The organism is Mammaliicoccus sp. J-M40 (assembly GCF_022386395.1).
In the GTDB taxonomy this organism is placed as follows: domain Bacteria; phylum Bacillota; class Bacilli; order Staphylococcales; family Staphylococcaceae; genus Mammaliicoccus; species Mammaliicoccus lentus.
Genome location: NZ_JAJNIQ010000001.1, coordinates 264,408 through 287,272, shown reverse-complemented (window position 1 = coordinate 287,272; position 22,865 = coordinate 264,408). Strand labels below are relative to the sequence as shown.

The 22,865-nt window shown below is 30.2% G+C and carries 29 protein-coding genes; 1 reads left to right on the top strand and 28 read right to left on the bottom strand.

Annotation, left to right across the window (positions count from 1 at the left end; all coding sequences use genetic code 11):
• Positions 1-36: 36 nt before the first annotated feature.
• Complete coding sequence (gene holA / locus LQ688_RS01525; protein WP_016998553.1) at positions 37-1,011, bottom strand: DNA polymerase III subunit delta; 975 nt, start codon at positions 1,009-1,011, stop codon at positions 37-39.
• A 91-nt stretch (positions 1,012-1,102) separates the two neighbouring features.
• Between holA and LQ688_RS01520 the strand changes: the two genes are divergently transcribed.
• The gene (locus tag LQ688_RS01520) at positions 1,103-1,240 is read left to right on the top strand and encodes a YqzM family protein (RefSeq protein ID WP_016998552.1); all 138 of its coding nucleotides are present in this window, start codon (positions 1,103-1,105) and stop codon (positions 1,238-1,240) included.
• A 47-nt stretch (positions 1,241-1,287) separates the two neighbouring features.
• Here LQ688_RS01520 and LQ688_RS01515 read toward each other — a convergent pair whose 3' ends face one another.
• The 27 genes from LQ688_RS01515 to LQ688_RS01385 form a co-directional block, all read right to left on the bottom strand.
• The gene (locus LQ688_RS01515) at positions 1,288-3,492 is read right to left on the bottom strand and encodes a DNA internalization-related competence protein ComEC/Rec2 (protein ID WP_239752591.1); all 2,205 of its coding nucleotides are present in this window, start codon (positions 3,490-3,492) and stop codon (positions 1,288-1,290) included.
• Positions 3,493-3,607: 115 nt separating this feature from the next.
• Entirely contained in the window at positions 3,608-4,063 is a 456-nt protein-coding gene (locus LQ688_RS01510; RefSeq protein ID WP_026023586.1) for a ComE operon protein 2, read from the bottom strand.
• Between the two features lie 60 nt (positions 4,064-4,123).
• A complete protein-coding gene (locus tag LQ688_RS01505; protein ID WP_037539188.1) occupies positions 4,124-4,765 on the bottom strand; it encodes a helix-hairpin-helix domain-containing protein in 642 nt (213 codons plus the stop codon).
• 57 nt (positions 4,766-4,822) lie between these two features.
• Complete coding sequence (locus LQ688_RS01500) at positions 4,823-5,548, bottom strand: class I SAM-dependent DNA methyltransferase (RefSeq protein ID WP_070045616.1); 726 nt, start codon at positions 5,546-5,548, stop codon at positions 4,823-4,825.
• Positions 5,548-5,901 (bottom strand): ribosome silencing factor, encoded by a 354-nt coding sequence (rsfS, locus tag LQ688_RS01495; protein WP_016998547.1) that lies wholly within the window; start codon positions 5,899-5,901, stop codon positions 5,548-5,550. Before rsfS ends, LQ688_RS01500 begins: the two co-directional genes overlap by 1 nt.
• Before the next feature lie 12 nt (positions 5,902-5,913).
• Entirely contained in the window at positions 5,914-6,486 is a 573-nt protein-coding gene (gene yqeK / locus LQ688_RS01490) for a bis(5'-nucleosyl)-tetraphosphatase (symmetrical) YqeK (protein ID WP_016998546.1), read from the bottom strand.
• Positions 6,476-7,048 (bottom strand): nicotinate (nicotinamide) nucleotide adenylyltransferase, encoded by a 573-nt coding sequence (gene nadD, locus LQ688_RS01485; protein ID WP_239752560.1) that lies wholly within the window; start codon positions 7,046-7,048, stop codon positions 6,476-6,478. The genes yqeK and nadD overlap by 11 nt, the downstream gene beginning before the upstream one ends.
• 5 nt (positions 7,049-7,053) lie before the next feature.
• On the bottom strand, positions 7,054-7,344 hold the full coding sequence (yhbY, locus tag LQ688_RS01480; RefSeq protein WP_016998544.1) for a ribosome assembly RNA-binding protein YhbY: 291 nt from the start codon (positions 7,342-7,344) through the stop codon (positions 7,054-7,056).
• 2 nt (positions 7,345-7,346) lie between these two features.
• Positions 7,347-8,156 carry a shikimate dehydrogenase gene (gene aroE, locus LQ688_RS01475; protein WP_016998542.1) on the bottom strand — a complete coding sequence of 270 codons (810 nt, stop codon included), beginning with the start codon at positions 8,154-8,156 and terminating at the stop codon, positions 7,347-7,349.
• 12 nt (positions 8,157-8,168) lie between these two features.
• Positions 8,169-9,269, bottom strand: a complete 1,101-nt coding sequence (yqeH, locus tag LQ688_RS01470) for a ribosome biogenesis GTPase YqeH (protein ID WP_239752559.1) — start codon at positions 9,267-9,269, stop codon at positions 8,169-8,171.
• 2 nt (positions 9,270-9,271) lie between these two features.
• The gene (locus tag LQ688_RS01465) at positions 9,272-9,796 is read right to left on the bottom strand and encodes a YqeG family HAD IIIA-type phosphatase (RefSeq protein ID WP_016998538.1); all 525 of its coding nucleotides are present in this window, start codon (positions 9,794-9,796) and stop codon (positions 9,272-9,274) included.
• Between the two features lie 230 nt (positions 9,797-10,026).
• Positions 10,027-10,716: a 5'-methylthioadenosine/adenosylhomocysteine nucleosidase gene (locus tag LQ688_RS01460; RefSeq protein ID WP_239752558.1), complete on the bottom strand. Its 690-nt coding sequence runs from the start codon at positions 10,714-10,716 to the stop codon at positions 10,027-10,029.
• A gap of 67 nt (positions 10,717-10,783) precedes the next feature.
• Positions 10,784-12,022: an NRAMP family divalent metal transporter gene (locus LQ688_RS01455; protein ID WP_016998532.1), complete on the bottom strand. Its 1,239-nt coding sequence runs from the start codon at positions 12,020-12,022 to the stop codon at positions 10,784-10,786.
• An 11-nt stretch (positions 12,023-12,033) separates the two neighbouring features.
• Positions 12,034-12,789: a 5-oxoprolinase subunit PxpA gene (gene pxpA / locus LQ688_RS01450; protein WP_237687870.1), complete on the bottom strand. Its 756-nt coding sequence runs from the start codon at positions 12,787-12,789 to the stop codon at positions 12,034-12,036.
• Between the two features lie 14 nt (positions 12,790-12,803).
• Positions 12,804-14,144, bottom strand: coding sequence for an acetyl-CoA carboxylase biotin carboxylase subunit (locus LQ688_RS01445; RefSeq protein WP_239752557.1), 1,341 nt, complete (start codon positions 14,142-14,144; stop codon positions 12,804-12,806).
• A 15-nt stretch (positions 14,145-14,159) separates the two neighbouring features.
• Positions 14,160-14,570: an acetyl-CoA carboxylase biotin carboxyl carrier protein gene (locus LQ688_RS01440; protein ID WP_064211028.1), complete on the bottom strand. Its 411-nt coding sequence runs from the start codon at positions 14,568-14,570 to the stop codon at positions 14,160-14,162.
• 2 nt (positions 14,571-14,572) lie between these two features.
• On the bottom strand, positions 14,573-15,574 hold the full coding sequence (locus tag LQ688_RS01435) for a 5-oxoprolinase subunit C family protein (protein WP_218688393.1): 1,002 nt from the start codon (positions 15,572-15,574) through the stop codon (positions 14,573-14,575).
• Positions 15,571-16,296, bottom strand: a complete 726-nt coding sequence (gene pxpB, locus LQ688_RS01430) for a 5-oxoprolinase subunit PxpB (RefSeq protein WP_082894574.1) — start codon at positions 16,294-16,296, stop codon at positions 15,571-15,573. The genes LQ688_RS01435 and pxpB overlap by 4 nt, the downstream gene beginning before the upstream one ends.
• 146 nt (positions 16,297-16,442) lie before the next feature.
• Complete coding sequence (greA, locus tag LQ688_RS01425) at positions 16,443-16,919, bottom strand: transcription elongation factor GreA (RefSeq protein WP_016998523.1); 477 nt, start codon at positions 16,917-16,919, stop codon at positions 16,443-16,445.
• Positions 16,920-16,948: 29 nt separating this feature from the next.
• Entirely contained in the window at positions 16,949-17,572 is a 624-nt protein-coding gene (gene udk / locus LQ688_RS01420) for a uridine kinase (RefSeq protein WP_016998522.1), read from the bottom strand.
• The gene (locus LQ688_RS01415) at positions 17,572-18,840 is read right to left on the bottom strand and encodes a peptidase U32 family protein (RefSeq protein WP_070045751.1); all 1,269 of its coding nucleotides are present in this window, start codon (positions 18,838-18,840) and stop codon (positions 17,572-17,574) included. The genes udk and LQ688_RS01415 overlap by 1 nt, the downstream gene beginning before the upstream one ends.
• A 23-nt stretch (positions 18,841-18,863) precedes the next feature.
• A complete protein-coding gene (locus LQ688_RS01410) occupies positions 18,864-19,787 on the bottom strand; it encodes a peptidase U32 family protein (protein ID WP_239752556.1) in 924 nt (307 codons plus the stop codon).
• Positions 19,784-20,428 carry an O-methyltransferase gene (locus tag LQ688_RS01405; RefSeq protein ID WP_064204508.1) on the bottom strand — a complete coding sequence of 215 codons (645 nt, stop codon included), beginning with the start codon at positions 20,426-20,428 and terminating at the stop codon, positions 19,784-19,786. Before LQ688_RS01405 ends, LQ688_RS01410 begins: the two co-directional genes overlap by 4 nt.
• 190 nt (positions 20,429-20,618) lie before the next feature.
• The gene (mltG, locus tag LQ688_RS01400) at positions 20,619-21,734 is read right to left on the bottom strand and encodes an endolytic transglycosylase MltG (RefSeq protein WP_070045748.1); all 1,116 of its coding nucleotides are present in this window, start codon (positions 21,732-21,734) and stop codon (positions 20,619-20,621) included.
• An 84-nt stretch (positions 21,735-21,818) separates the two neighbouring features.
• On the bottom strand, positions 21,819-22,124 hold the full coding sequence (locus tag LQ688_RS01395; protein WP_016998517.1) for a DUF1292 domain-containing protein: 306 nt from the start codon (positions 22,122-22,124) through the stop codon (positions 21,819-21,821).
• A 22-nt stretch (positions 22,125-22,146) separates the two neighbouring features.
• A complete protein-coding gene (gene ruvX / locus LQ688_RS01390) occupies positions 22,147-22,575 on the bottom strand; it encodes a Holliday junction resolvase RuvX (RefSeq protein WP_016998516.1) in 429 nt (142 codons plus the stop codon).
• Positions 22,568-22,837, bottom strand: coding sequence for an IreB family regulatory phosphoprotein (locus LQ688_RS01385; RefSeq protein WP_016998515.1), 270 nt, complete (start codon positions 22,835-22,837; stop codon positions 22,568-22,570). Before LQ688_RS01385 ends, ruvX begins: the two co-directional genes overlap by 8 nt.
• Between the last annotated feature and the right edge of the window lie 28 nt (positions 22,838-22,865).

Genomic DNA, 22,865 nt, shown 5'->3' with positions numbered 1-22,865 from the left:
AACAAAAGCTACAGTTCATCTGTAGCTTTTTTATTTTTAAATTTTCAAGATAAACAACTCTAAAATTAAAACTTTATCCATGTATGAAGATTTTAATTCATAGTCAGTATCAGCACATATATCTATCGTCTTTAACAGTCTTTCTAAAGATAAATTTCTTATAATTCTTAAGGCTAATTTCACTCTATAAGGATGTACTCCTATTGTTTTAGCAATTTGTTGCTCACTGTAACTTTTGCCGGCTAATATTTTACATTGATAGTACAATCTATAATTACTTGTTATTAATGCTAACAACTTAATAGGCTCTTCTTTCAAATTTATTAAATCTTTTAGCAATTCAATAGACTTCTCTTTTTTTCCTTTTTGTATATACTCCGTTAATAAAAATACATTTTGTTCAAGAGAACGGCTAACTATTTCAGTAACATCTTTTTTATTAATAACTGGTTCATCACCAATAAATAAAATTAGTTTTTCTAATTCTGCATGTATAATATTAAATTGAATACCAGTTAACTCTAAAAATGCGACGAGTGCGTCTTCTTTAATGTCTTTATACTGCTCATTTAAATATGACTTAATCCATTGTTTCATTTCTTGTTCTGACATTTGCTCTATTTTATTTAGTGTTGCATTCTTTTTAACAGTTTTTACGAGTTTCTTTCTTTCGTCTAATTTTTCGTTACTTACATCAAAAACTACTAGCGTATCTCCATCATATTGCTCTATAAATTCAAGTAAAGCATCAGTACTATGGTTAATGCTATTATTCACTTTTTCACCTGTAAATAAGTAAGCATTTTTAATATGAACAACTTTCTTGTCTGAGAGGAAAGGTAAAGTTAACGCTTCTTCTATTGCATTAGAAATGGGTGTTTCGTATAAATCATATTTGGCGTAATTGAATTCATCACGCCCTTCTTTTAAATATTGATTGATAATTTCGTTAGATTTTTTCTCTATTAATGCATCTACTGCACCATAATTTAATACAATATTATCTTTCAAAATAAGTCTTCCTCTCTTATAAAGTTCTAATTAAGTATAGCATTTTTAAGCTTATTATCATATAATGAATGTAAGTATAGGAGGGAGTCATATGAACAGATTTGAAGGTGAAAATACTCAAGGGCGTAACAATGACGTTAAAGACTCTGGATTAGGTTTTATTGTAGGCTTCTTATTTTTAGCAGCGATTTATATCATTGCTCAAGTATTCAGCTTACTACCTAACTAATAGTACATATTTATATTTTTTAATCAAGGCTGGGACATAATAATGTCTCAGCCTGATTTATTGTAATCGTATAAACCATTAGTTGTTGATATCCCAGCTTTAGTCAATGTGATGGTTATTCCCCCTATATCTTGCGTGTTTAATATTTTACATTTATGGTTTTGAAGTTTTTTAATAGTTACTTTTTTAGGTAAGCCATATTTATTTCCTCTACCAGCACTTATAATACATAACCTAGGTTTCACTCGAGATAAAAATTCTTCAGTTGAACTCGTTGAACTACCATGATGTCCGACTTTTAAAATATCATATTGATGATCAATTTTATTTAAAACTGTTCGTTCATTATTCTGCGTTGCATCTCCTGTAGAAATTATCTTCTTATTGTAAACTTCTAATTCCGTTATGATTGAATTTTCATTTTTATCAGGATGACTTTTTGTATCTTGATTATAAAACCTATAAATCGCTTTACCTACTTTTATATTTTTCAACCCTACACTATCAATAATAGTTATTCCTTTTTGTTCAAGGCTACTAATTAGTAACTTCAATTCTTTGTTATCCCAAGTTCTTTTATTTATTATTAGATTTTTAATTTTTATTTTTTGGCTTAATTCTTCTAGTTCTCCCATATGATCTAAATGTGGATGTGATACAATTAAATAATCGATTTTTCGAATGCCTTTTTCATGAAGTTCAGGTATTAATACAGACTTTGTATAAGAAAGTTCATTATCTTTGATTTGCCAGTCTTTTTTATTTGATAACATTTTACCGCCTGTATCTATCATTACAATTTGATTTGTATCTTTATGATATGAAACCATTGCATCCCCTTGTCCCACATCCAAAAACCTTAATATCACTCTATCTTCTTTAAAATCATAAGTTACAGTTATAATAACTAATATAAAAATAATAATAGCTTTAAAAATTTTCTTTTTAAGAATATACATACTTATCATCACACAAATAATAAATATTAGAAAATACGATATATGAGAAAGATTCCTTACTACAATATCTTCTATATTGAAATTATTTATTATTTGTATAATATCAATAGTTATACTTAACATTAAATCTGTTAAATATATCAAAATATTAGGTACAAAGCCGATTGTTACATAGATAATCAAAAAAATCATAACTAGAGGGAATAATATTAATTCAAACCAAGGAATAAAAAAGAAGTTGGTTAATAAACCTAACCATTGAAAAGTATTAAAATGCATAATAAGAATAGGAAAAGTAGAAATTTGAGCTATTAAGTTAATACATATTAGTTTATAAATGAAATGAAATGTTTTAATAATGGGGATAGTAAGTAGTAAAAATGTAGAAACTAAATAAGATAATTGAAAACCTATGTCATAAATTATAAACGGTTTATACATGACAGACAAAATAAAGGTAATTAAAAGAATTTGTAGTGAATCAAGACGTGTAAACTTTTTAATCACAAGATATAACATTACAACAGCTACTGCTCTTATAACACTTGGACTTAATCCTGTTAATACTGCATATATAGGTAATAAAATAAAAATAATCAGTTCTGCCTGATGATATCTTAGCTTAAATTTCAACAATATATTAAACAAAAACACACTGAGTAAGGCAACATGTAAACCACTTACTGCATACAAGTGGTATATACCTAAATGTTTTAATTCTTCAATTCGTTCGCTAGATAAATACTTCGTTTCGCCTAAAGTCAATGCAATAATATCTTCAATATATTCTGAATTTAACTTTTTTAAATTTAAAATAAGATGTTCCCTATGAAACTGCAATTTTTCTAAAAGATTCAATTTACTATTAATACAAGATTTGAGAAACGGTTGTTTAATTTTAATGATGCCTTCAATATCTTGTTGGATAAGATATTCTTTATAGTTAAACTTCAAACTATTAGTATTAGGTAAAGGGTCACTATAATCATAATAAACTTCACATTTTTTAAATAAAGGTAAGTTATTAAGGATTTTATCTTTTTCTTCTTTAGATTTAATTGTGTAATAAACTTGATAAGTTTTACCTTTTTGTTGAGCAATTGATTTAAATAAATCACCGTCAATTACCATATCATCTTTAAATTCTATAAAATCATGTAACGGTGCTTTGTTACGCTTTTCATGATTAAACGAATCCAATTGTGGTAGTTGTATTGACGGTAAAATTAAATAACCAATTACGACAAAGATAATACCAAGTATCGCAATTCTATATGATTTCAATTTGATCATACAACTTAGTATGACTATACTTAAAAATATCATCCCGATATAAATATTAAAGACAATTAAAATACCTGATAATAAATATAAGGCTAAGTAGAAATACATAACGCTGCATAACCTATTATTTTAAATATTTCACAATATCTTCAGGATGGAAATCAATTCTTTCAAAATGAACACCTGATTGTTCTAATAACTGAATCGCATATGTATGATTGTGATAATCGTCTGCATAATAAATTTGTTTAATGCCAGCTTGTATTATAGATTTAGTACAGTTTAAACAAGGAAAGTGTGTTACATATATTGTTGCGTCTTCTGAAGATACACCCAATTTTGCGCACTGAATAATAGCGTTCATTTCAGCATGAATTGTTCTTATACAATGTCCGTCGACAACTAAACATCCATTATCAATACAATGTTCTTCACCTGAAACAGACCCATTGTATCCCCCTGCAATCACTCTATTATCTTTAACGATAGTTGCACCTACCGACAACCTTTCACATGTTGATCTTAGTGATAACAAATGGCTTTGAGCCATAAAATATTCCTTCCACTTGATTCTTTCCATATTAATCATCCAACCTTTCATATACTATTATTGTAAGTATTATGTTTATGAAATGCAATTTCAATTTAAAATGACATATTCTTTCAAAGATTCTACTGTTTTATCTCCAAATCCTTTTATCTTCTTCATATCGTCTATAGATTTAAAATCTCCTTTTGCTTCTCTATATTTTATAATTGCGTCGGCTTTACTTGGTCCTATCCCCGGTATTTTCTGTATTTGTTCTTTAGTTGCAGTATTAATATTTACTTCAACATTTTCATTTTGACTACTTTGCTTATTCAAATTTGAAGGTATTTGTTCACCTTTCATTGGAACATATATACTCATTTGATCTTTTAATTTCTCTGAAAGATTTAATTTAGATAAGTCAGCTTGCTCATTTATTTGTGCTTTCTTTAAAACATCATTTATTCTTTCTGAAGATTTCATTTCATATGTTTTTGGAAATTTAACAGCTCCTTTAACATCTACAATTACTTCTTTAATATTTTCTTTAGATGATATTTCTCTCCTATCTATTTCTTGCTTTGATTCTTTACTTTCTTCATTTTCAATCATTCCACTATTATTTTTATTTATAGTTTCTATTGGCTCTTCATCTGGTTCATTCATTCCAAAAATTAATTTCAGTATGATAATCAAAGCTATAAATCCAATTAAAATATAACGATAATATTGCGAAAAATACTCCTTAATCATTTTGATTTTATCCAAAAAAACACCTCCTACATATATAAACGTAAAAGGTGTCAAAAATTACTTATTCATTTTTTGAGCAACGATAAATTGTCTATCGCCTTGCTCACTATACGTATCTATATCAAAATCAGTGAATTTTGTTTTAATTTCAAATCCTGCTAGTTTTAATAATTCTTCGTATAAACTTATTTCAAAAGTACATTGGTAGTGCTCTTCATCAAATCGTTCGTATAAACCATCTTCGCGTTCTACGAAAAATGACATCTGATGATAAACGCTATTAGGTTCTTCTCCTGTTATAGCCTGCCAAATTAGCGTAAGGCGTTCTTCTTCATCGATATAATTTTGGTTATTAAATTGATGATTCATCTTATATATGCTATGGACATCAAAAATAAATATACCCTCGTCTTTTAAATATTTATCTATATAATTAAATACTTGTAATATATCTTCCGGTTCAGTCACATAGTTTAAACTATCACAAAATATAGTAATCATATCATATTGATTTGGTAGTTCTAAATCTCTCATATCTTGACAATACCAATTTATAGATGGATTACGAGACTCTGCTATTTCTAGCATTTCTTGACTAATGTCTACACCACTCACTTGACCATATTCAGTCAATTGCGAAGTTAATGTACCTGTTCCACAACCTATATCTAATATTTCATTTTCTGAGCTACTTATAAAATGCTCAACTATATATTTCCACTTATGATAAGGTTGATCAGCTGTCAACAAATCATAATAATCGCTCATTCTATTATAAGCCATTAAGACATAACCTCATTCAAGGTAATGATTGGTGCATCTTTGTATAATCTTTCCAAGTTATAATAATCTCTTTCTTCTCTATGGAATACATGTACGACTACATTACCTAAATCGATTAAAATCCATCTTGCTTCGTTAAAGCCTTCTAGTCTTTTGACATTAACTTCATTGATTTCCGCTTCGTCTTTAACATTTCTAGCGATAGCTTGTACTTGTTTATCACTATTACCATGACAAACTACAAAGTAATCAGCAACATCACTAATACCTTGCATATCGATTGCTATTATATCTTCTGCACGTTTATCATCACATGCAATTAAACTTTGTTTCATTAATTCATTCGAATTCATTTAATCATTCCTTTATTGTTCTGTATGCATATTATAATAATTTAAGCATTCAATTGTTTTTAAATGTACAGTTTTATCTTTACCAACTAAATGTAACACTGTTCGTTTAGATATTTCATAAATCGCTTTATCTAAATTTTTATCTTTAAACACGATATCTCTAATATCATCTACCCCAGGTTGCGTTCTTTTAGGTTCAATATAATCAGCGATAAAGATTATTTTCTCAGTTTTATTCATATGCGCTCTACCAGTAGTGTGGTTATATATCGCATAATATACTTCCTCATCATCAATTTCATATTCATCTTTTAATCTTGCAGCTGCCACTGGCCCATGTAAAATCTCAGATCCATAGCTTAATAAATCTTGACCTAAATCATACTTCGTTACACTTTGATACAACTCTGATAACTCTTCATATTTACATAAGTCATGTAGAATGCCTGCGAGCTCAACTTTTTTCGGATCTCCATCAAAAATTTCCGCCATTTTCTTACCAGTTTCTGCTACTCTTATTGAATGGTTATAACGTTTTGTGGGTAAAGTTTCTTCTACGAGTTTAACTGCTTTTTTAATCTTCATACAACCGTCCCCTTTTGATATATCTTTCAATTCTTGGTGTAACTAACATCTTGACTGAATGATGATTTTTACAACGATTTCGTATATCCGTCGAGCTTATATCCATCCTTGGGATATTTAGGGATAACATACCACTATCAACATTTTGTTTATCTACTTCTCTATTGACCACTACAAACGTAACCATTTCTCTCAATTTATCAATATTTCTCCATTTATCTAAATTTACATATTGATCTGTTCCGATGATTAAATAGATTTGATATTCTGGATATTCATTTTGAATTTCACTAATAGTATCAAAAGTATAACTTGTTCCTTGTCTGTTTATTTCTCTTTTATCAATTACGCCGAATTCTAAATCTTCAATTGCTAACTTTAGCATGTCAATTCTTTCATTTTCTAACAACTGAGATTCATTGTGGCTTTTTAAAGGTGATTGATAACTTGGTAAAAACACAAACTCATCTGGTTTAACAAATTGATAGGCTTCACTCGCAACTAACATATGGCCTACATGTATTGGATTGAATTGGCCACCGTATATCATGATTTTTTTCATTTTATTTAAGGTAATTCTATTTTTTTGTTTTCTTTAGATTCTTTATAAAGAATAATGATACTACCTATAAGTTGAACGAGTTCACTTTCAGTTTGTTCAGATATTGAATTTGCTACTTCTTTATGATCATCCATGTTGTTTTGTAAAATGTGTACTTTAATTAATTCTCTTTTTTCTAATGCCTCGTTTAATTGTTCTATCATGTTTTCACTTATTCCGCCTTTACCTATTTGGAATATTGGATCTAAGTGATGAGCTTCTTTTCTTAAATATCTCTTTTGTTTACCTGTTAACATATTTATCTCCTTTTAAGTTCTTCTATAACTTTATTTTTCATTGCTTTTATATCCGCAGTTTCACCTGTCCATATTTTAAAACTTTCTGCACCTTGGTATATAAACATATCTAAACCATTATATATAGTTAATCCTCTACTTTCACATGCTCGTAAAAGTGGTGTTTTGTCTGGGATATAAATAATATCACAGACTAAAGCATTTGCGTGAATTTCTTCTATAGGTATAATGAGTTCATCCGATGATTCATTCATACCAACTGGTGTCGTATTAATAATAATATCGAATTCGTTCAAAATAGGCTTTATTTTATCTAATTGATACTGATTAATATCTAAATTCCAATTTTCAAATCTTTCAAGACTGCGATTTGCTACAGAAATTTTCCTTTCAGTATACTTCATCATTTCAGCGACTATGCCTTTACTTGCACCGCCAGCACCTAGTACAAGTATATTTTTGCCTGCTATAGAACCATAATTATCTAGTAAACCTTTAACAAATCCAATACCATCTGTATTATAACCTGTCCATTTATCACCATCTATATGAACAGTATTAACAGCTCCTATATGCTCAGCATTTGTAGAAATTTCATCTAAGTATGGAATAATCGTTTCTTTATGTGGAATCGTAATATTAAATCCATCAAGTTCTTTTTCTTTTATGATATCTCTTATATGCTGCATATGTTTAGGGTCTATATCAAGTGCTATATATTCATCATCTCTTTCTAACGCTTCAAAGTTATTTAAATGCATAATTGGAGAAAGAGAATGTCCTATTGGATGTCCTATAACTGCAAATTTCATGTCGCTCACCTCTTATAAAATTGATTTTCTTGATGTAACCTCTACCTCTTTAGGTGCTATTACGTTTATTTCTGCGCCTTCGTCCACTGTAATAAAGCCTAACCCAGAAATCATAATATCACGTCTTTCATCTTTAACAAATATTTCATTGTTTTTCAAATTATTAAAATTAAAATTTTCTTTAGAATATGGTGGTTTTAATAATTCCCCAATTTGGCGTTCCCATAGATCATCAGCATTTTCTAGCTTTGTTCTATGAATATTCAAATCATTTGAAATGAAACAAGTTAATGAACGACGTCCACCTTTTTTATAATCAACTCTTACTAGCCCACCTAAGAATAAAGATTGTTCTTCATTCAATTGATAAACTTTAGGTTTAATTTCTTTTTTCGGCATTATTACTTTTAATTCTTTATCTGTAACATAATGAGTCATTTGATGACTTTGGATAATTCCAGGTGTATCGAACATATAAGAATCATCATCTAAAGGTATATCTATCATATCTAAAGTTGTACCTGGAAAATGACTTGTTGTGATAACATCTTTTTCTCCAACACTCTTTTCAATCAAACGATTTATAAGCGTAGATTTACCTACGTTTGTCGTACCTACAACAAAGACATCTTTTCTATCTCTGATTTCTTCTATTGTGCCTAATAGTTCATCAATTCCTTGATTTTTAGCGGCAGAAATAAGTACAACTTTGTCAGGATTTAAACCATAATCTTTCGCTCTTTGTCTCAGCCATATTTCTACTCTCTTTTTATTAATGGCTTTTGGTAAAATATCCATCTTGTTTGCAACTAAAATCACTTTTTTCTTTCCTACAATATCCTTTAGTCGATGTATCATTGAACCTTCCAAATCAAATACGTCCACTACGTTTACAATCAAACCATCTTCATTATGAAGTGATTTCAACATATTTAAAAAATCATCACTTGTTAAATCTACATCTTGTACTTCATTATAATTTTTTAGTCTGAAACACCTTTTACAAATTACATCTTCTTTATTCAAGCTGGATTTTGGAACGTAACCCGCTTCGTTCGGGTATTCTGATTGTAATGTTGCCCCACAACCAATACATTTTGCTGTTTCTGTCAAATTTATTCCTCCCAATTAATTAAACCTTTTCTTTTGAAACGATTTAATAATCTTCTTTCTATTAATCGATTAAATTTAGTAATTAAACCGTCTGTTTTTTTCACAGGAACAACCATAATTGTATATAAACCATTTCGGTTGCCTCCAAATACATCTGTTAACATTTGATCGCCTATTACAACCACTTCTGATTTTTGTACATTCATAAGATGAGAAGCTTGTCTAAACGCTTTACCTCTTGGCTTACGAGCTTTAAATATAAAATCAATGTTTAATGTTTTTGAAAATGATTCTACACGCTTTTGACCGTTATTAGAAACAATCGTTACAGTAATATCATTTTCTTTCATTCGTTCAAACCAATTTCTCACATCATCTGTTGGATCTTTAACATCCCAACCAACTAAAGTGTTATCTAAATCTGTAATAATAGCTTTAATGCCTTTACTTTTTAAATGCTCTGGACGAATATGATAAATTGATTCTACATATTCATTTGGTAAAAAATATTTTGTAAATATACCCATGTTTACACCTCTATATTATTTCTTATTCTAACATAAAAATAACTTAAATTTCTTTTACATAAAACAAAATAAAAGTGTTGCAAACCTTTAAAGATTTGCAACACTCAATATTATTCTGTAATTTCACGGTCAGAAGATTTTTCAACATCTGTATTCGCATAAATTACAAATCCAACAAGTGCTGTAGCAATGACAGCGATAGCCATTAATATTAACATTTTACTGCCTCCTTATGCCACTCTATTTAATAATAATTTTACAATTTTACTTGAGTTCACGCAAGCAACTTTTAAGAATTCATCAAAAGTCACATCTGATTCTTTATCAGCTAAATCTGAAACTGCTCTTGTTACTATAATCGGAACTTCATATTGATAACAAGTTTGCGCAATAGCGCCAGCTTCCATTTCAACGACACTAGCTGTAGGGAATGTTTCTTTTATTACTTTTCTTTGTTCTAAAGAACCAATAAAACTATCAGCTGTTGCAACTTCTCCAACAACTCCGTTTAATTCTAATTCTTCAATTGTTGAACGCGCACTTTTAATTAAATGATTTTCTATCGTATAAGATTCAGGCATACCAGGAACTTGTCCCATTTTATACCCAAATGCAGTAGCATTTACATCATGATAGTAAACTTTATTACTTATAATAATGTCACCTATATTTAAATTAGGATCAATAGCTCCAGCTGAACCAGTGTTAATAATTAGATCTGGTTTAAAATCATTAATCATTAAAGCGGTAGTAATTGCTGCGTTAACTTTACCAATACCACTTTGTGCAAGAACTATTTCTTTTCCTTCTAAATGTCCTTTATAGAATATAATATGTGCTTTTTTAATTGTTTCTTTATTTTCTATAGCGGATTTTAATATTTCAACTTCTTCTTCCATTGCTCCAATAATACCTATCATGTTAAATCACTCCATCATGTTCATTCTTATATATATTAACATAATAGACTTAATTATAGATATAAATTTAATTATTCCATAAATCTTGTAGACCTTGTAAAGATAAGACACCTGCTATCAATGTTGTTAATACAGCTATTACACCTATTACAAGCATCCAAGTTGGATGTCTATAATCTCCAACAATACTCTTTTTACGAGACGCTATTAAGATTGTTCCTAAAGTAACTGGTAATATTAATCCATTCATAGCACCTGCAATTATTAATAGCTTAACTGGTTTACCAATCGTTAAGAAAATAATAGAAGAAATTACAATAAATAATATAATTACTAAGTTTTTATGGTTTTTAATTGATGGATGTAGCGATTGTATAAAAGTAGTACTTGTATAAGCACAACCAATAACTGACGATAAAGCCGCTGCAAATAATACAACTCCAAAAACTTGTTTGCCAACTGGCCCTAGGACATGTTCAAATACCGATGCTGGAGGGTTATCTGGATTAAGTGTAAATCCAGTGACTACAACACCTAAAACAGCTAGAAATAAAAATGTTCTCATTACGCCTGTTGTTAAAATACCTGAAATTGCAGCTCTGTTAACAAAAGGAATGTAATGCTTACCAGTTATACCGGCCTCGAGTAATCTATGTGCTCCAGCAAATGTAATATAACCACCTACTGTACCACCAACTAATGTAATAATCGGTACTATCAGTTTGTTAATATCATCTGGCACTATCATTTTTTGAGCTGCTTCCATTACAGGCGGTTTTGTTAAAACCATAACATAAGCAACAATTGCTATCATTAGAACACCTAGTATTTGTGTAATAATGTCTACAACTTTCTGTGCATTTCTAACAATAAATATTAATATTGCTAATACACCAGTTATACCGGCACCTATCCGTACATCAATACCAAAAATTGCATTTAAACCTAGACCTGCACCTGCTACGTTACCAATGTTAAATGCAAGTCCACCAATAGCAATTAATACCGCAATAAATGTACCTAAACCTTTGAATACATCATTAGCAATATCTTGGCCGCCTTTACCGACTACTGTAATTACTCGCCATATATTAATTTGAGCACCTATGTCTATAATAATAGATGCTAAAATAGCAAAAGCAAAACTAGCCATAAACTGTTCTGTGAATACTGCCGTTTGTGTTAAAAATGCTGGGCCAATAGAAGATGTGGCCATCAAGAATACGGCACCCCATAGTATTCTACGATGTTTATTAGTATATTCAAATGGCTTGCTTAAATCATCATACCCCTTTTGTTCTTTCATGTACATTCCTCCTAGTTTAACGCTTTAATCTCAATACCTTCAGATTTAAATTGCTTTATTATTTCTTTTACAAAATTTAAAGCATGTTCACCATCACCATGAACACAAATTGTATCTGCTTCTATATCTATTTCTTTACCGTTTATAGATGTTACTTTCGATTCTTTTACCATTTTTAATACTTGATTAACCGCTTGTTGTGTATCGGTTATTAGAGCACCTTCTTTCTTTCTAGAAACCAACTGTGCATCGTCTTCATAAGCTCTATCAGCAAAAACTTCACTTTTATATTTAAGATCAAGACGCTTACAAGATTTAATAAGTTCACTGTTAGACAATCCTACGAGAAATAACTGGTCATCAAAGTCTTTTACAGCCTTAACAATAGCATCAGCTATCTTTGAATCCCTAGCACCCATTTGGTACAAAGCGCCATGAGGTTTTACATGATAAAGTTTTGTATCATGTATTTTACAAAATGCTGACAGTGCACCTAATTGATAAATAATCAAATCATATACTTCTTGCGGTGTTACATCAATATTTCTTCTTCCAAACCCTATTAAATCTTGGTAGCCCGGATGTGCACCGATATGAATATTATGTTGTTTAGCAATTTCAACTGTTTGATTCATAACATGTTGATCACCTGCGTGAAAACCACATGCTACGTTTGCTGAAGTTATTAAAGGTAATATCGTCTCATCATCACCTAATTTATAATTACCAAAACTTTCACCTAAATCACAATTTAAATCAACTTGCATGATTCCCATCTCCTTTATACTATTTTATGTTCATGTAAGAATTTAATTGTTATATCATTGTCTATGTATGGTTGATAACTTAAGACTCGATACAAGAAGTCTAATGTAGTAGGAAATCCTTCTATTACAGTTTCTTCAAGCGTACCTTTCATTTTTTCTATAGCTTCTTGACGATTAGCCCCTTTAACAAGTATTTTAGCAACTAATGAATCATAATAAGGCGGTATTTCATAGCCATTATATAACATGCTATCTATTCTTGTATTAAATCCATTAGGTAAGTGAAGCGCATTCACTTTACCAGCAGCCGGTCTAAATTTCTTCTCAGGATCCTCTGCATTAATTCGACATTCAATAACATGTCCAATAAAATTAATATCTTCTTGTTTGATTTTTAAATGTTCACCATTAGCCATTAATATCTGTTGTTTAATTAAATCAATATCAGTTAATAGTTCTGTGACAGTATGTTCTACTTGAATTCTTGTATTCATTTCTAAGAAATAATAACCATCATCTGTCAATAAAAATTCAATTGTTCCTGCCCCTTCATAATCACAAGCTAATGCAGCTTTTACAGCATCTTCATGTAGTGAATCTCGTGTGTCTTTGTCTAAGGCCGCACAAGGTGCTTCTTCTATTAATTTTTGGTTCTTTCTTTGTATAGAACAATCTCTTTCACCTAAATGGACAGCTTCTTTATGTTTACTTCCTAAAACTTGTACTTCCACATGTCTTGCTTTATCTATAAATGCTTCGATATATACTCGTTTATCATTAAAATATTTTTCACCTTCAGATTGTGCTTCTTTAAAATATTTTTCTACTTCGGTTTCATCATTTACGATTCGAATACCTTTACCACCACCACCGCTGGCAGCTTTAATCACAAATGGATAATTAATTTCTTTAGCTATATTTTTTGCATCAGCGACATCTGTAACTTCCCCAATAGATCCTGGGATAATTGGTACATCAGCATTATACATTGTTTCTCTAGCTTTAATTTTATCTCCCATCAAATCCATAGTGTTATAACTTGGACCTACAAATATAAGATTTTCTTCGTCTACTCTTTTTCTAAATGAAGTTGATTCAGATAAAAAGCCATAACCAGGATGTATTGCCTCAGCTTTACTCATTCTACATGCTTCTAAAATACGCTCGATATCCAAATAACTGTCTATAGATTGATTGGGTCCAATACAATACGCTTCATCTGCTAATTGTACATGTAAACTATCTTTATCTGCTTCTGAATAAATAGCTATGGTTGTGATGTTCATCATCCTACAAGTCCTGATAATTCTAACAGCAATTTCTCCTCTATTAGCTATTAATAAACGTTTAATCATTACAATTCCCCTTTTTTACTTTAATGTAAAGATTGTTTGTCCGTATTCAACTGGTTCTCCATGGTCAATATGTATTTCTTCAATAACGCCATCTTCATCACTCGTTATTTCATTAAGAACTTTCATCGATTCTATATATCCTACTACTTGTCCTTTGTTTACTTTATCTCCTATATTAACTAATGGATTAGATAACGTTTCTTCATCTTGAAGATAAAAAGTACCAATAATTTCAGCATTTATAGATTTTGGTTCAGATTCTTCATTAGTATTTTGTTTAGTTGTTTCTTTAGGTTGTTGTACTACTTCTGAATTATGAGAATTTAAATCTAATTCAACTTGAAACTGTTCTTCTTTATATTTCATATAAGGAATATCATTCGTTTTCATTAAATTGATTAATTGTTCTACTTTTTCTATACTCATTTTTATTTCCCCTTTATTAATTGTCCTAATTTTTTAGATTTAGGTCTAATAAAATCTAATGATTTGAATTTTTTAATCTTTATTAGGTCTAAATCACGTTTCACATTGTTTGAATATTCTTTGTATGATTCATTGGCTTCTTCGACTGAAATCCATTTAAATGTTATTTCATCATTTGCCTTTAATTGAGACAATCTTTCTCTGCCCACGAAACTAACTGTAGCTATCTTAGTGTAGCCACCTATTGTTTGTCTGTCGTTTAGAAGAATAATAGGTTGGCCATTGCTTGGTATTTGGACGCTACCAGGTGCAATTGGTTCAGATATAATATCCGCACTATCCAGATGTTCTAAGTTAGATTCTCCGATTATTCGATAGCCCATCCTATCTGACATATCCGAAATCTTATAAACTTGTTCTGTTAATAACCTTTTTGAAGCATCAGTAAACTGGTCGAATTGTAATCCTTTTATTATTGGTATAATATATTTTTCCTCGTCTTCTTCAACATTAAACTTATTACCTATGACGTCTTGGTTTAAATTTTTATCTTTAAAGCTTAAAGTGTCACCAGACTTTAATGTTCTACCTTTGTACCCACCTATACCACTACGTGTATGAGTTGATAAACTACCTAAAATAGGATCAATATTCAACAATTTATGAAATGCTAAGTATCCTCTTGTTCCTTTAGTGATTTGCTTAATATTTAAAACTTGACCTTTATCTACAAAAATTGCAGTATTTACCGGTACAGTTAAATCATCTAAATATATTTCAGCGTCATATGCGACAAATGTAATAATGTTTGATTCTGAAAATTTCAATGTCGGACCATTTAAAGTAACTTCTAACACAGCTGAATTTTCATTATCTACCAATGCAGTAGCTAATTTATAAAAATATTGATTCATAACGCCAGCAACTGAAAAACCATCTTTTTCATGTTTATACCTACCTAAATCTTGTACTGTTGTAAACAATCCAGGTTTTATTACTTTCATCTCACTTCACCAACTAACTGATTATAATCATACGTACCGTCTAATATCTCTTTCTCAATTTTGTTATAAGTTTCTTCGTCTATTGATTCAAAAGAAATATAGTCTCCAGCTTCATATAAAATCATTGGATTACGATTTAAATTAAATACATCTATAGGTGTCCTACCGATAATTTGCCATCCCCCTGGAGATTCTTTAGGGTATAAACCAGTTTGGTTATTAGCAATCCCAACAGATCCGGCTGCAATTTTCTTTCTCGGTGTTTCCTTTCTCGGTGTATGTATTTTCTTGTCTAATCCACCTAAAAATGGAAATCCTGGTAAAAATCCTATAGCATATATTAAATATTGCCCACCAGTGTGAATATTAATAACATCCTCTTTTGTTATATTTGCATGATCTGCAACTACATTTAAGTCCGGTCCATATTGCTCCCCATAAACAACTGGTAATGTAATGCACTTTTTAGATTGGTTAGATGATTTTTTAGTTTTTTCTATTTCGTTTAATTTCAAGTCTTCTAACAATTGCTCATATGTAAAATTCAAACCATCAAACTCAACCATAATAGAATTATACGAAGTTGTAACACTTAGTACACCTGGATGATTTAATTCTTCTAGTTGCATAGCTAAAAATGAAATTTTTTCTTTTACATCAGGATTAATTTCATTTTTATCATAAATCATGAAATGTGTTTCGCTAATCGCTTTTATATTCAATTTTACACCCCTTTTTATTAGCCATAATAATCAGACTATTTAAATTAATACTTCACTATAATAACATGAATTAAATCAAAACAAAAAGGCTGTTTATACATTTAATGGAAATGCGTAAACAGCCTTTTTATATTTTGTAAAAATATTTAGTCTATTTTTACTATTTTAACTTTCATTTCATTACCATTTGGTAATGGAACATTTACTTCTTGATTTAATTTTTTACCTATTAATGCTTTAGCAATTGGAGATTCGTTAGAAATTTTACCTTCAAATGGGTCTGCTTCAGCTGAACCTACTATTTTGTAGCTTTCTTCTTCGTCGCCTGGTATTTCTGTAAAAGTAACTGTTCTACCAATTTGAATTTCATTTTTAGCGCCATTATCTTCGATAATTTGAGCGTGACGAATCATATTTTCTATTTTTTGAATTTCTTGTTCAATAAAGCCTTGCTCATCTTTTGCTGCATCGTATTCTGAGTTCTCAGATAAGTCACCAAAGCTACGAGCAACTTTTATTTTTTCAACGACTTCTGGTCGTTTAACTGTTTTTAATTCTTCTAATTCTTGTTCTAATTTTTCAAAACCTTCCTGTGTCATAGGAAATTCTTTTTGTGTTTCCATTCTTCCATCTTCCTTTACTTTGTAATTATTTAGATATTTTGGACTAATGATTGAATCTTAGTCGTCATGATGTCTATTGCAACCTTATTACTACCACCTTCAGGGATAATGATGTCTGCATATTTTTTTGTAGGTTCTATAAATTGAATATGCATAGGTCTAACAACTGATAGGTATTGATCTATTACTGAATCCATTGTACGTCCACGCTCTTTAATATCTCTCGTTAAACGTCGAAGTATTCTAAGATCAGCGTCAGTATCAACATAAATCTTAACATCCATCAAATCTCTTAAATCTTCATTTTCTAAAGCGAATATACCTTCAAGTATAATTACGTCTTTAGGTTCGAACCTAATTGTCTTATCACTTCTAGTATGATTTGAATAATCATAAGTTGGAACTTCAATTACATTTCCCTCTTTAAGATTTTTTAAATCATTCACTAACCTTTCGTTATCGAAAGCAAATGGATGATCATAATTTGTCTTCAACCTATCTTCAAAAGACATATGTGATTGATCTTTATAATAGTAATCTTGTTCAATTAAAGCAACACTATATCCATCTAAATCTTTCATTATCTCGGATGTTACAGAAGTTTTCCCTGAACCAGAACCCCCTGCAATACCTATTATTGTTGTCTTTCCCATCAAACTAATCCCTTTCTCATCATATTATTTGGGTATATTGGATGATCCACTTTAATTTGTATTATTTGTAGTGGATGTCTCGCTGCATCTAATTCCACGCCATCTTCGTCATATATTTTATCAATAACTTGTGTGAAATTATCAATTTCAGGTCCAAAGAATTCAATTTTCTGACCAGGCTTAAAATAATTTCTTTGTTGAATAGTTGCAATTTGTGATTCTGGGTCATAGTCTATCACTAAACCACAAAAATCAAAAGGTGTTTTTTTATTTGCTTCGCGGCCAAACATTTGCTCTTCAAAATGAGGGACACCTTCAAAGAATGCTGGAGCTGTATCTCTATTAGCACATTTATCAAGTTCAACTAACCATTCTGGATCAATTTTAAAGTTCTCTGGATCTTCAGCGTAGCTATCGATAACTTTTCTATAAACGGATACAACTGTTGCGATATAGTGCATAGATTTCATACGACCTTCAATTTTTAAAGAATCAATACCGATGTCCATCATTTTAGGTATAGATTCGATTAATTTCAAGTCTTTTGGACTCATTGCAAACGGTGTAGTATCTTCACCGCCAAAATAAGGCTCTAATTCGCCATCTTCTTCAACTGTTATTAAATCATAATCCCAACGGCAACTTTGACAACAACCACCTCTATTTGAGTCTCTCGCTGTCATATGATTGCTTAATGTACATCTGCCAGAGTATGCAATACACATAGCACCGTGGATGAAAGTTTCTATTTCAATATCTACTTTTTCTTTCATTTCACGCATTTCTTCAGCACTAGTTTCACGAGCTAACACTACTCTTTCTAAGCCTTCTTCTTTCCAATATTGAACAGCGCGATAATTAGATAATGACTGTTGTGTACTTAAATGAATTTCTAAATTAGGCGCAACACGTTTACATGTTTCAATAATAAGTGGATCGGCAACTATTATGCCATGAGCACCTGTATTACTTAATCCTTTTAAGTAATCTTCCAAGCCTGGAATATTTTCATCATGAGCAAATATGTTTGTCGTAACGTATATTTTGGCACCATATTTATCAGCAAACTGAACACCTTCAGCTATCTCTTCCATAGTGAAATTATCAGCATTAGATCTCAACCCATATTCTTGTCCACCTAAAAAGACAGCGTCTGCACCATAATGGACAGCAATTTTTAATTTTTCTAAATTGCCTGCAGGTGCTAGTAATTCTGGTTTTTTCAATTTTGATTTACGACTAGCGCCAATAGGTTCTAATACTTTCATTTTAATCATTCCTTTAATCTAACTTAGTAAACTGTTTGTTTAAATAAGAAACCTTGATCCATTGGACGATGATCTTTTTGAACATCTTCAATAGGCTCTAATAACATAAATTTTTCATCTTCATACAATTCTGGGTCTTCGTTATATAAATCGATGGCTTGTCTATACTGCTCTGTAGCTACATTTATATATTCTTCTGTTTGTAAAACACCATCAATTTTTAAACTGTCAATATTTGCTTCTAATAGCTCTTCTAAATCTTCAATTAAACAAATATCATTAGGGCTCATAATATGCGTACCATTGCTATCTTCATAAATTGGATATTTATTACTTCGTGCTTCATCATACAATAGCATATCTTTATTTTCTTTTCTGTTTTCTATCTTCATTACTTTATCTTGATACATAAAGTAATTACCTAGCAGTTTACGTTTAGATTGGAACATACATGTCATTCCATGAACTTGCACTTCTATTTCCACATTGCTGTTTTTCTTTATTTCGATTACTTCTTCTATGCTTAGTTCACGTGCAAGAACTGCTCTATTAGCACCGCGTTCTCCCCAATAATTACATTGGAAATGATTTGTGACAATAGTTTCAGCATTCCAATTTAAAGGTATTGGGTTCTCTTGTTCTTTTACTGCCATCAATACTGCAGGATCTCCAAAAATAATGCGGTCAACGTTTAATTCATGTAATAAATCAATATATGCTTCTAGATCAGCTATATGTTCATTATGAAAAATAGCATTTACAGCTACATATGCTTTTTTACCATGTTCATGAATAATTTTAATAGCCTCACGTAATTCGGGTTCTTTAAATTCTCCTGCTAGTCTTAAGCCAAATTTTTCTTCACCAATGACAAACGCATCTGCACCTAATTCAATTAAAGTCTCAATGTGGTTGATTGACTTAGGCGTAACTAGTAATTCTGTCATACTTCTAACTCCTTTTTAGAAATAGCTATGCCATCTCCTACGTTCATTAAAGTTGTTTTATAGTCTTTGCGATTTATTAACCACTCATTATAATTTTTAACTTTTTTAACCATTTGTCTTACATTTCTACTTCTAACAATATCGATATCACTTACAAATCCATGATATAAAATATTATCAGTAATAATGACCCCATCATTTTTTAAAAATGGCTCATATAGCTCGAAAAACTTTTGTGATTGAGCCTTAGCTGCATCAATAAATATCATATCAAATTTAATTTCATTTGGAATGAATTTTTCTGCTTTTAAAGCATCAGCGAAAATGGGATGAACTTGATTTTCAAAACCATATTGTTTTATATTGCGAGCAGCTAGCTCATACATTTCTTCATTTCTTTCAATAGTCCAAACTTTAATATCGTTATGACATGAAGCGAAATGCATTGCACTATATCCAATAGCTGTACCAATTTCTAAAATATTTTTAGCTTCTTTTATTCTAATAATTTGTTTTACAAATTCGGTCGATATCTTATCCATAATTGGGACATTATGTTGAGCAGCATACGGTCTCAAATCATCAATTTGAGATGAGTTTTGAAATAACAATTGTTCAATATACTCTATATCTTTATCCATGTCATGACTTCCTTACACTTGAATATAATAAAAAACCCAACTAGTTTATATAACTAGTTAGTATGTCTCACTCATTTATTTATATGGTTTTATAAACATTAGATATTTTATCACATAATGACATAAATAGTAAGAGTAAATTTAAAACAAGAACGCTTATAATCAGTTTCAGCGTTCTTGCTTTAATATTTTATTTAGATTGGTTTTCTTTTTGTTCTTTTAAACTAGATGAGAATAATACTTTACCACTATTGTTTTTTGTAAAATAATAGTAATCCGTATCTGGTGGATTAATTGTTGTACTAGCTGTTTCTTCAGAAATATTGCTTATTGGTCCAATTGGAATACCCTTGTGTGTATAAGAGTTATATTTGGAGTCATTATTAAAGTCACTTTCTGACAAATCCTCATTTGGTTCTTTTCTAACTGCATATCTAACAGTCGCGTCAGAATCTAAAGCACTTTGCGGGTTATTTTCTATTCTGTTTATTAATAACGAAATATATCTTGATTTGTCAGTTATCTTCTTCATTTCCGACTCAACTATTGAAGATAATGTCATATATTCATGGAATGTAATTTCAGTTTCTTGGTAGTTTTTTGTTATCTTAAAAGCACCATTGTCTTTATATTTCTTAAATGTAGTGTCATAAGTATTCTTCAACATTTCATCTATAATATCATCTAATGATACATCACTTTCTGAATATTGATATGTATTCGGAGCTAAATACCCTTCTAAAGGATATCTAATATCTTTATTCATTATCTCGTCAGTTAACATGTCAGGATATTTTTTTTGGAATTTCTTTATGTAGTCTCTATCCCGCATTTTCTTCTTAAAAGTTTCTCTTGATATTGAAGTGTTCTCTTCTACTACTCCCGCTATTAGTTCAATTGTAGAACCTTCTTTTATTTCAAATTGAACAGCAGTTTTTAAATAAACTTTACCAGATTCTAAACTTTTCGCTATTTCTTTGAGCGTCATAGATGGCGAAAACTTATATTCACCTGCTTGAAAGCTAGAAATATTATTTAATTTTAAATAATATTTGAAAGTCGTAGCGTTTCTTATAATATTTTTATCTGCAAGTTGGTGACTTAACGTTTCAGTCGTAGTATTTGGATTAACAGTTATGATGATTTTTTCATTGCTGTCAGCATTTACTGGTCTCGTATTTACTCCTGCAACAATTAACCCTATTAAAACTGTTAGTATAAATAATAAGAAAAGGATGACTAAAATCGTTAAACTTATATACTTAGATAACAACCTTGCATCTTTATAAATACTATTTTTCTTCATAAGCCACTTTTACTCCTTAGATAAATAAATTGTCCCTAATGATTATATCACATTAGGGACAAAGTGTACTATTACAAGTGAAGTTTAGATATCATCCATTTCAGTGTTTACGATTTCTTCAATCATATCCCACTCTTCATCTGTTTCAACTGGTAATAATTTTCCGCCTTCACCGTCATCATTAGCTTCATTAATCATTGGAATCAGTTCAATTTCTTCGTCTTGGTCCGAACCTTCTTCTGCTAAGATGATATATTCTTTTTTGAATTCAGGATGGTAGAATTCTAACACTTTACGATAAAGAACTTCGTTATTATTCTCATCGATTAAAGTTAGTAATTCCTCTTCGTTATTAATTTCTAAATGTCCTTCATGATTTTGTTCACTCATTATTAATTCTCCTCTGTATGCGTTATTTAATAGAATCCAAATAACCTTGTAATATAAATACTGCAGCCATTTTATCTATTACTTTTTTTCTTTTTTTACGAGATACGTCCGCTTCAAGTAATGTTCGTTCAGCGCCGACAGTACTTAATCTTTCATCCCACAATTTCAACTTCAAATCAGGTCTTTTCTTCTCTAATAATTCTTTAAAGTAGATGGAAGCTTCACCACGTGGGCCGATTGAATTATTCATATTCTTAGGCAATCCAATAATGACAGTGTCAACATCATATTGATCTATAATTTTGATTAATTCATCAAAGCCAAAATCTTCTGTTTCTTCGTTAATTTGGAGTGTATCGATACCTTGAGCTGTCCATCCCATAGCGTCACTTACAGCTACACCTATAGTCTTACTTCCAACGTCTAAACCAATTATCCTCTTGTTAAGCATTGAATTCATTTTCTTGCTTTAAATAAGTTGATACTAGTTCTTCCATTATATCATCTCTGTCTAAGCGTCTTATTTGATTTCTAGCTTCATTGTGTCTAGGGATATACGCAGGATCACCAGAAAGTAAATATCCAACAATTTGATTTACTGGATTATATCCTCTTTCTTCTAAAGTGCGATAAACATTTTGTAGTACTGTTTTGACATCTTCTTTTGGAAATTCATCATAATTAAATTTCATTGTTTTATCAAAATTATTCATCTTTTTTTACACTCCTTAACTCCATTAA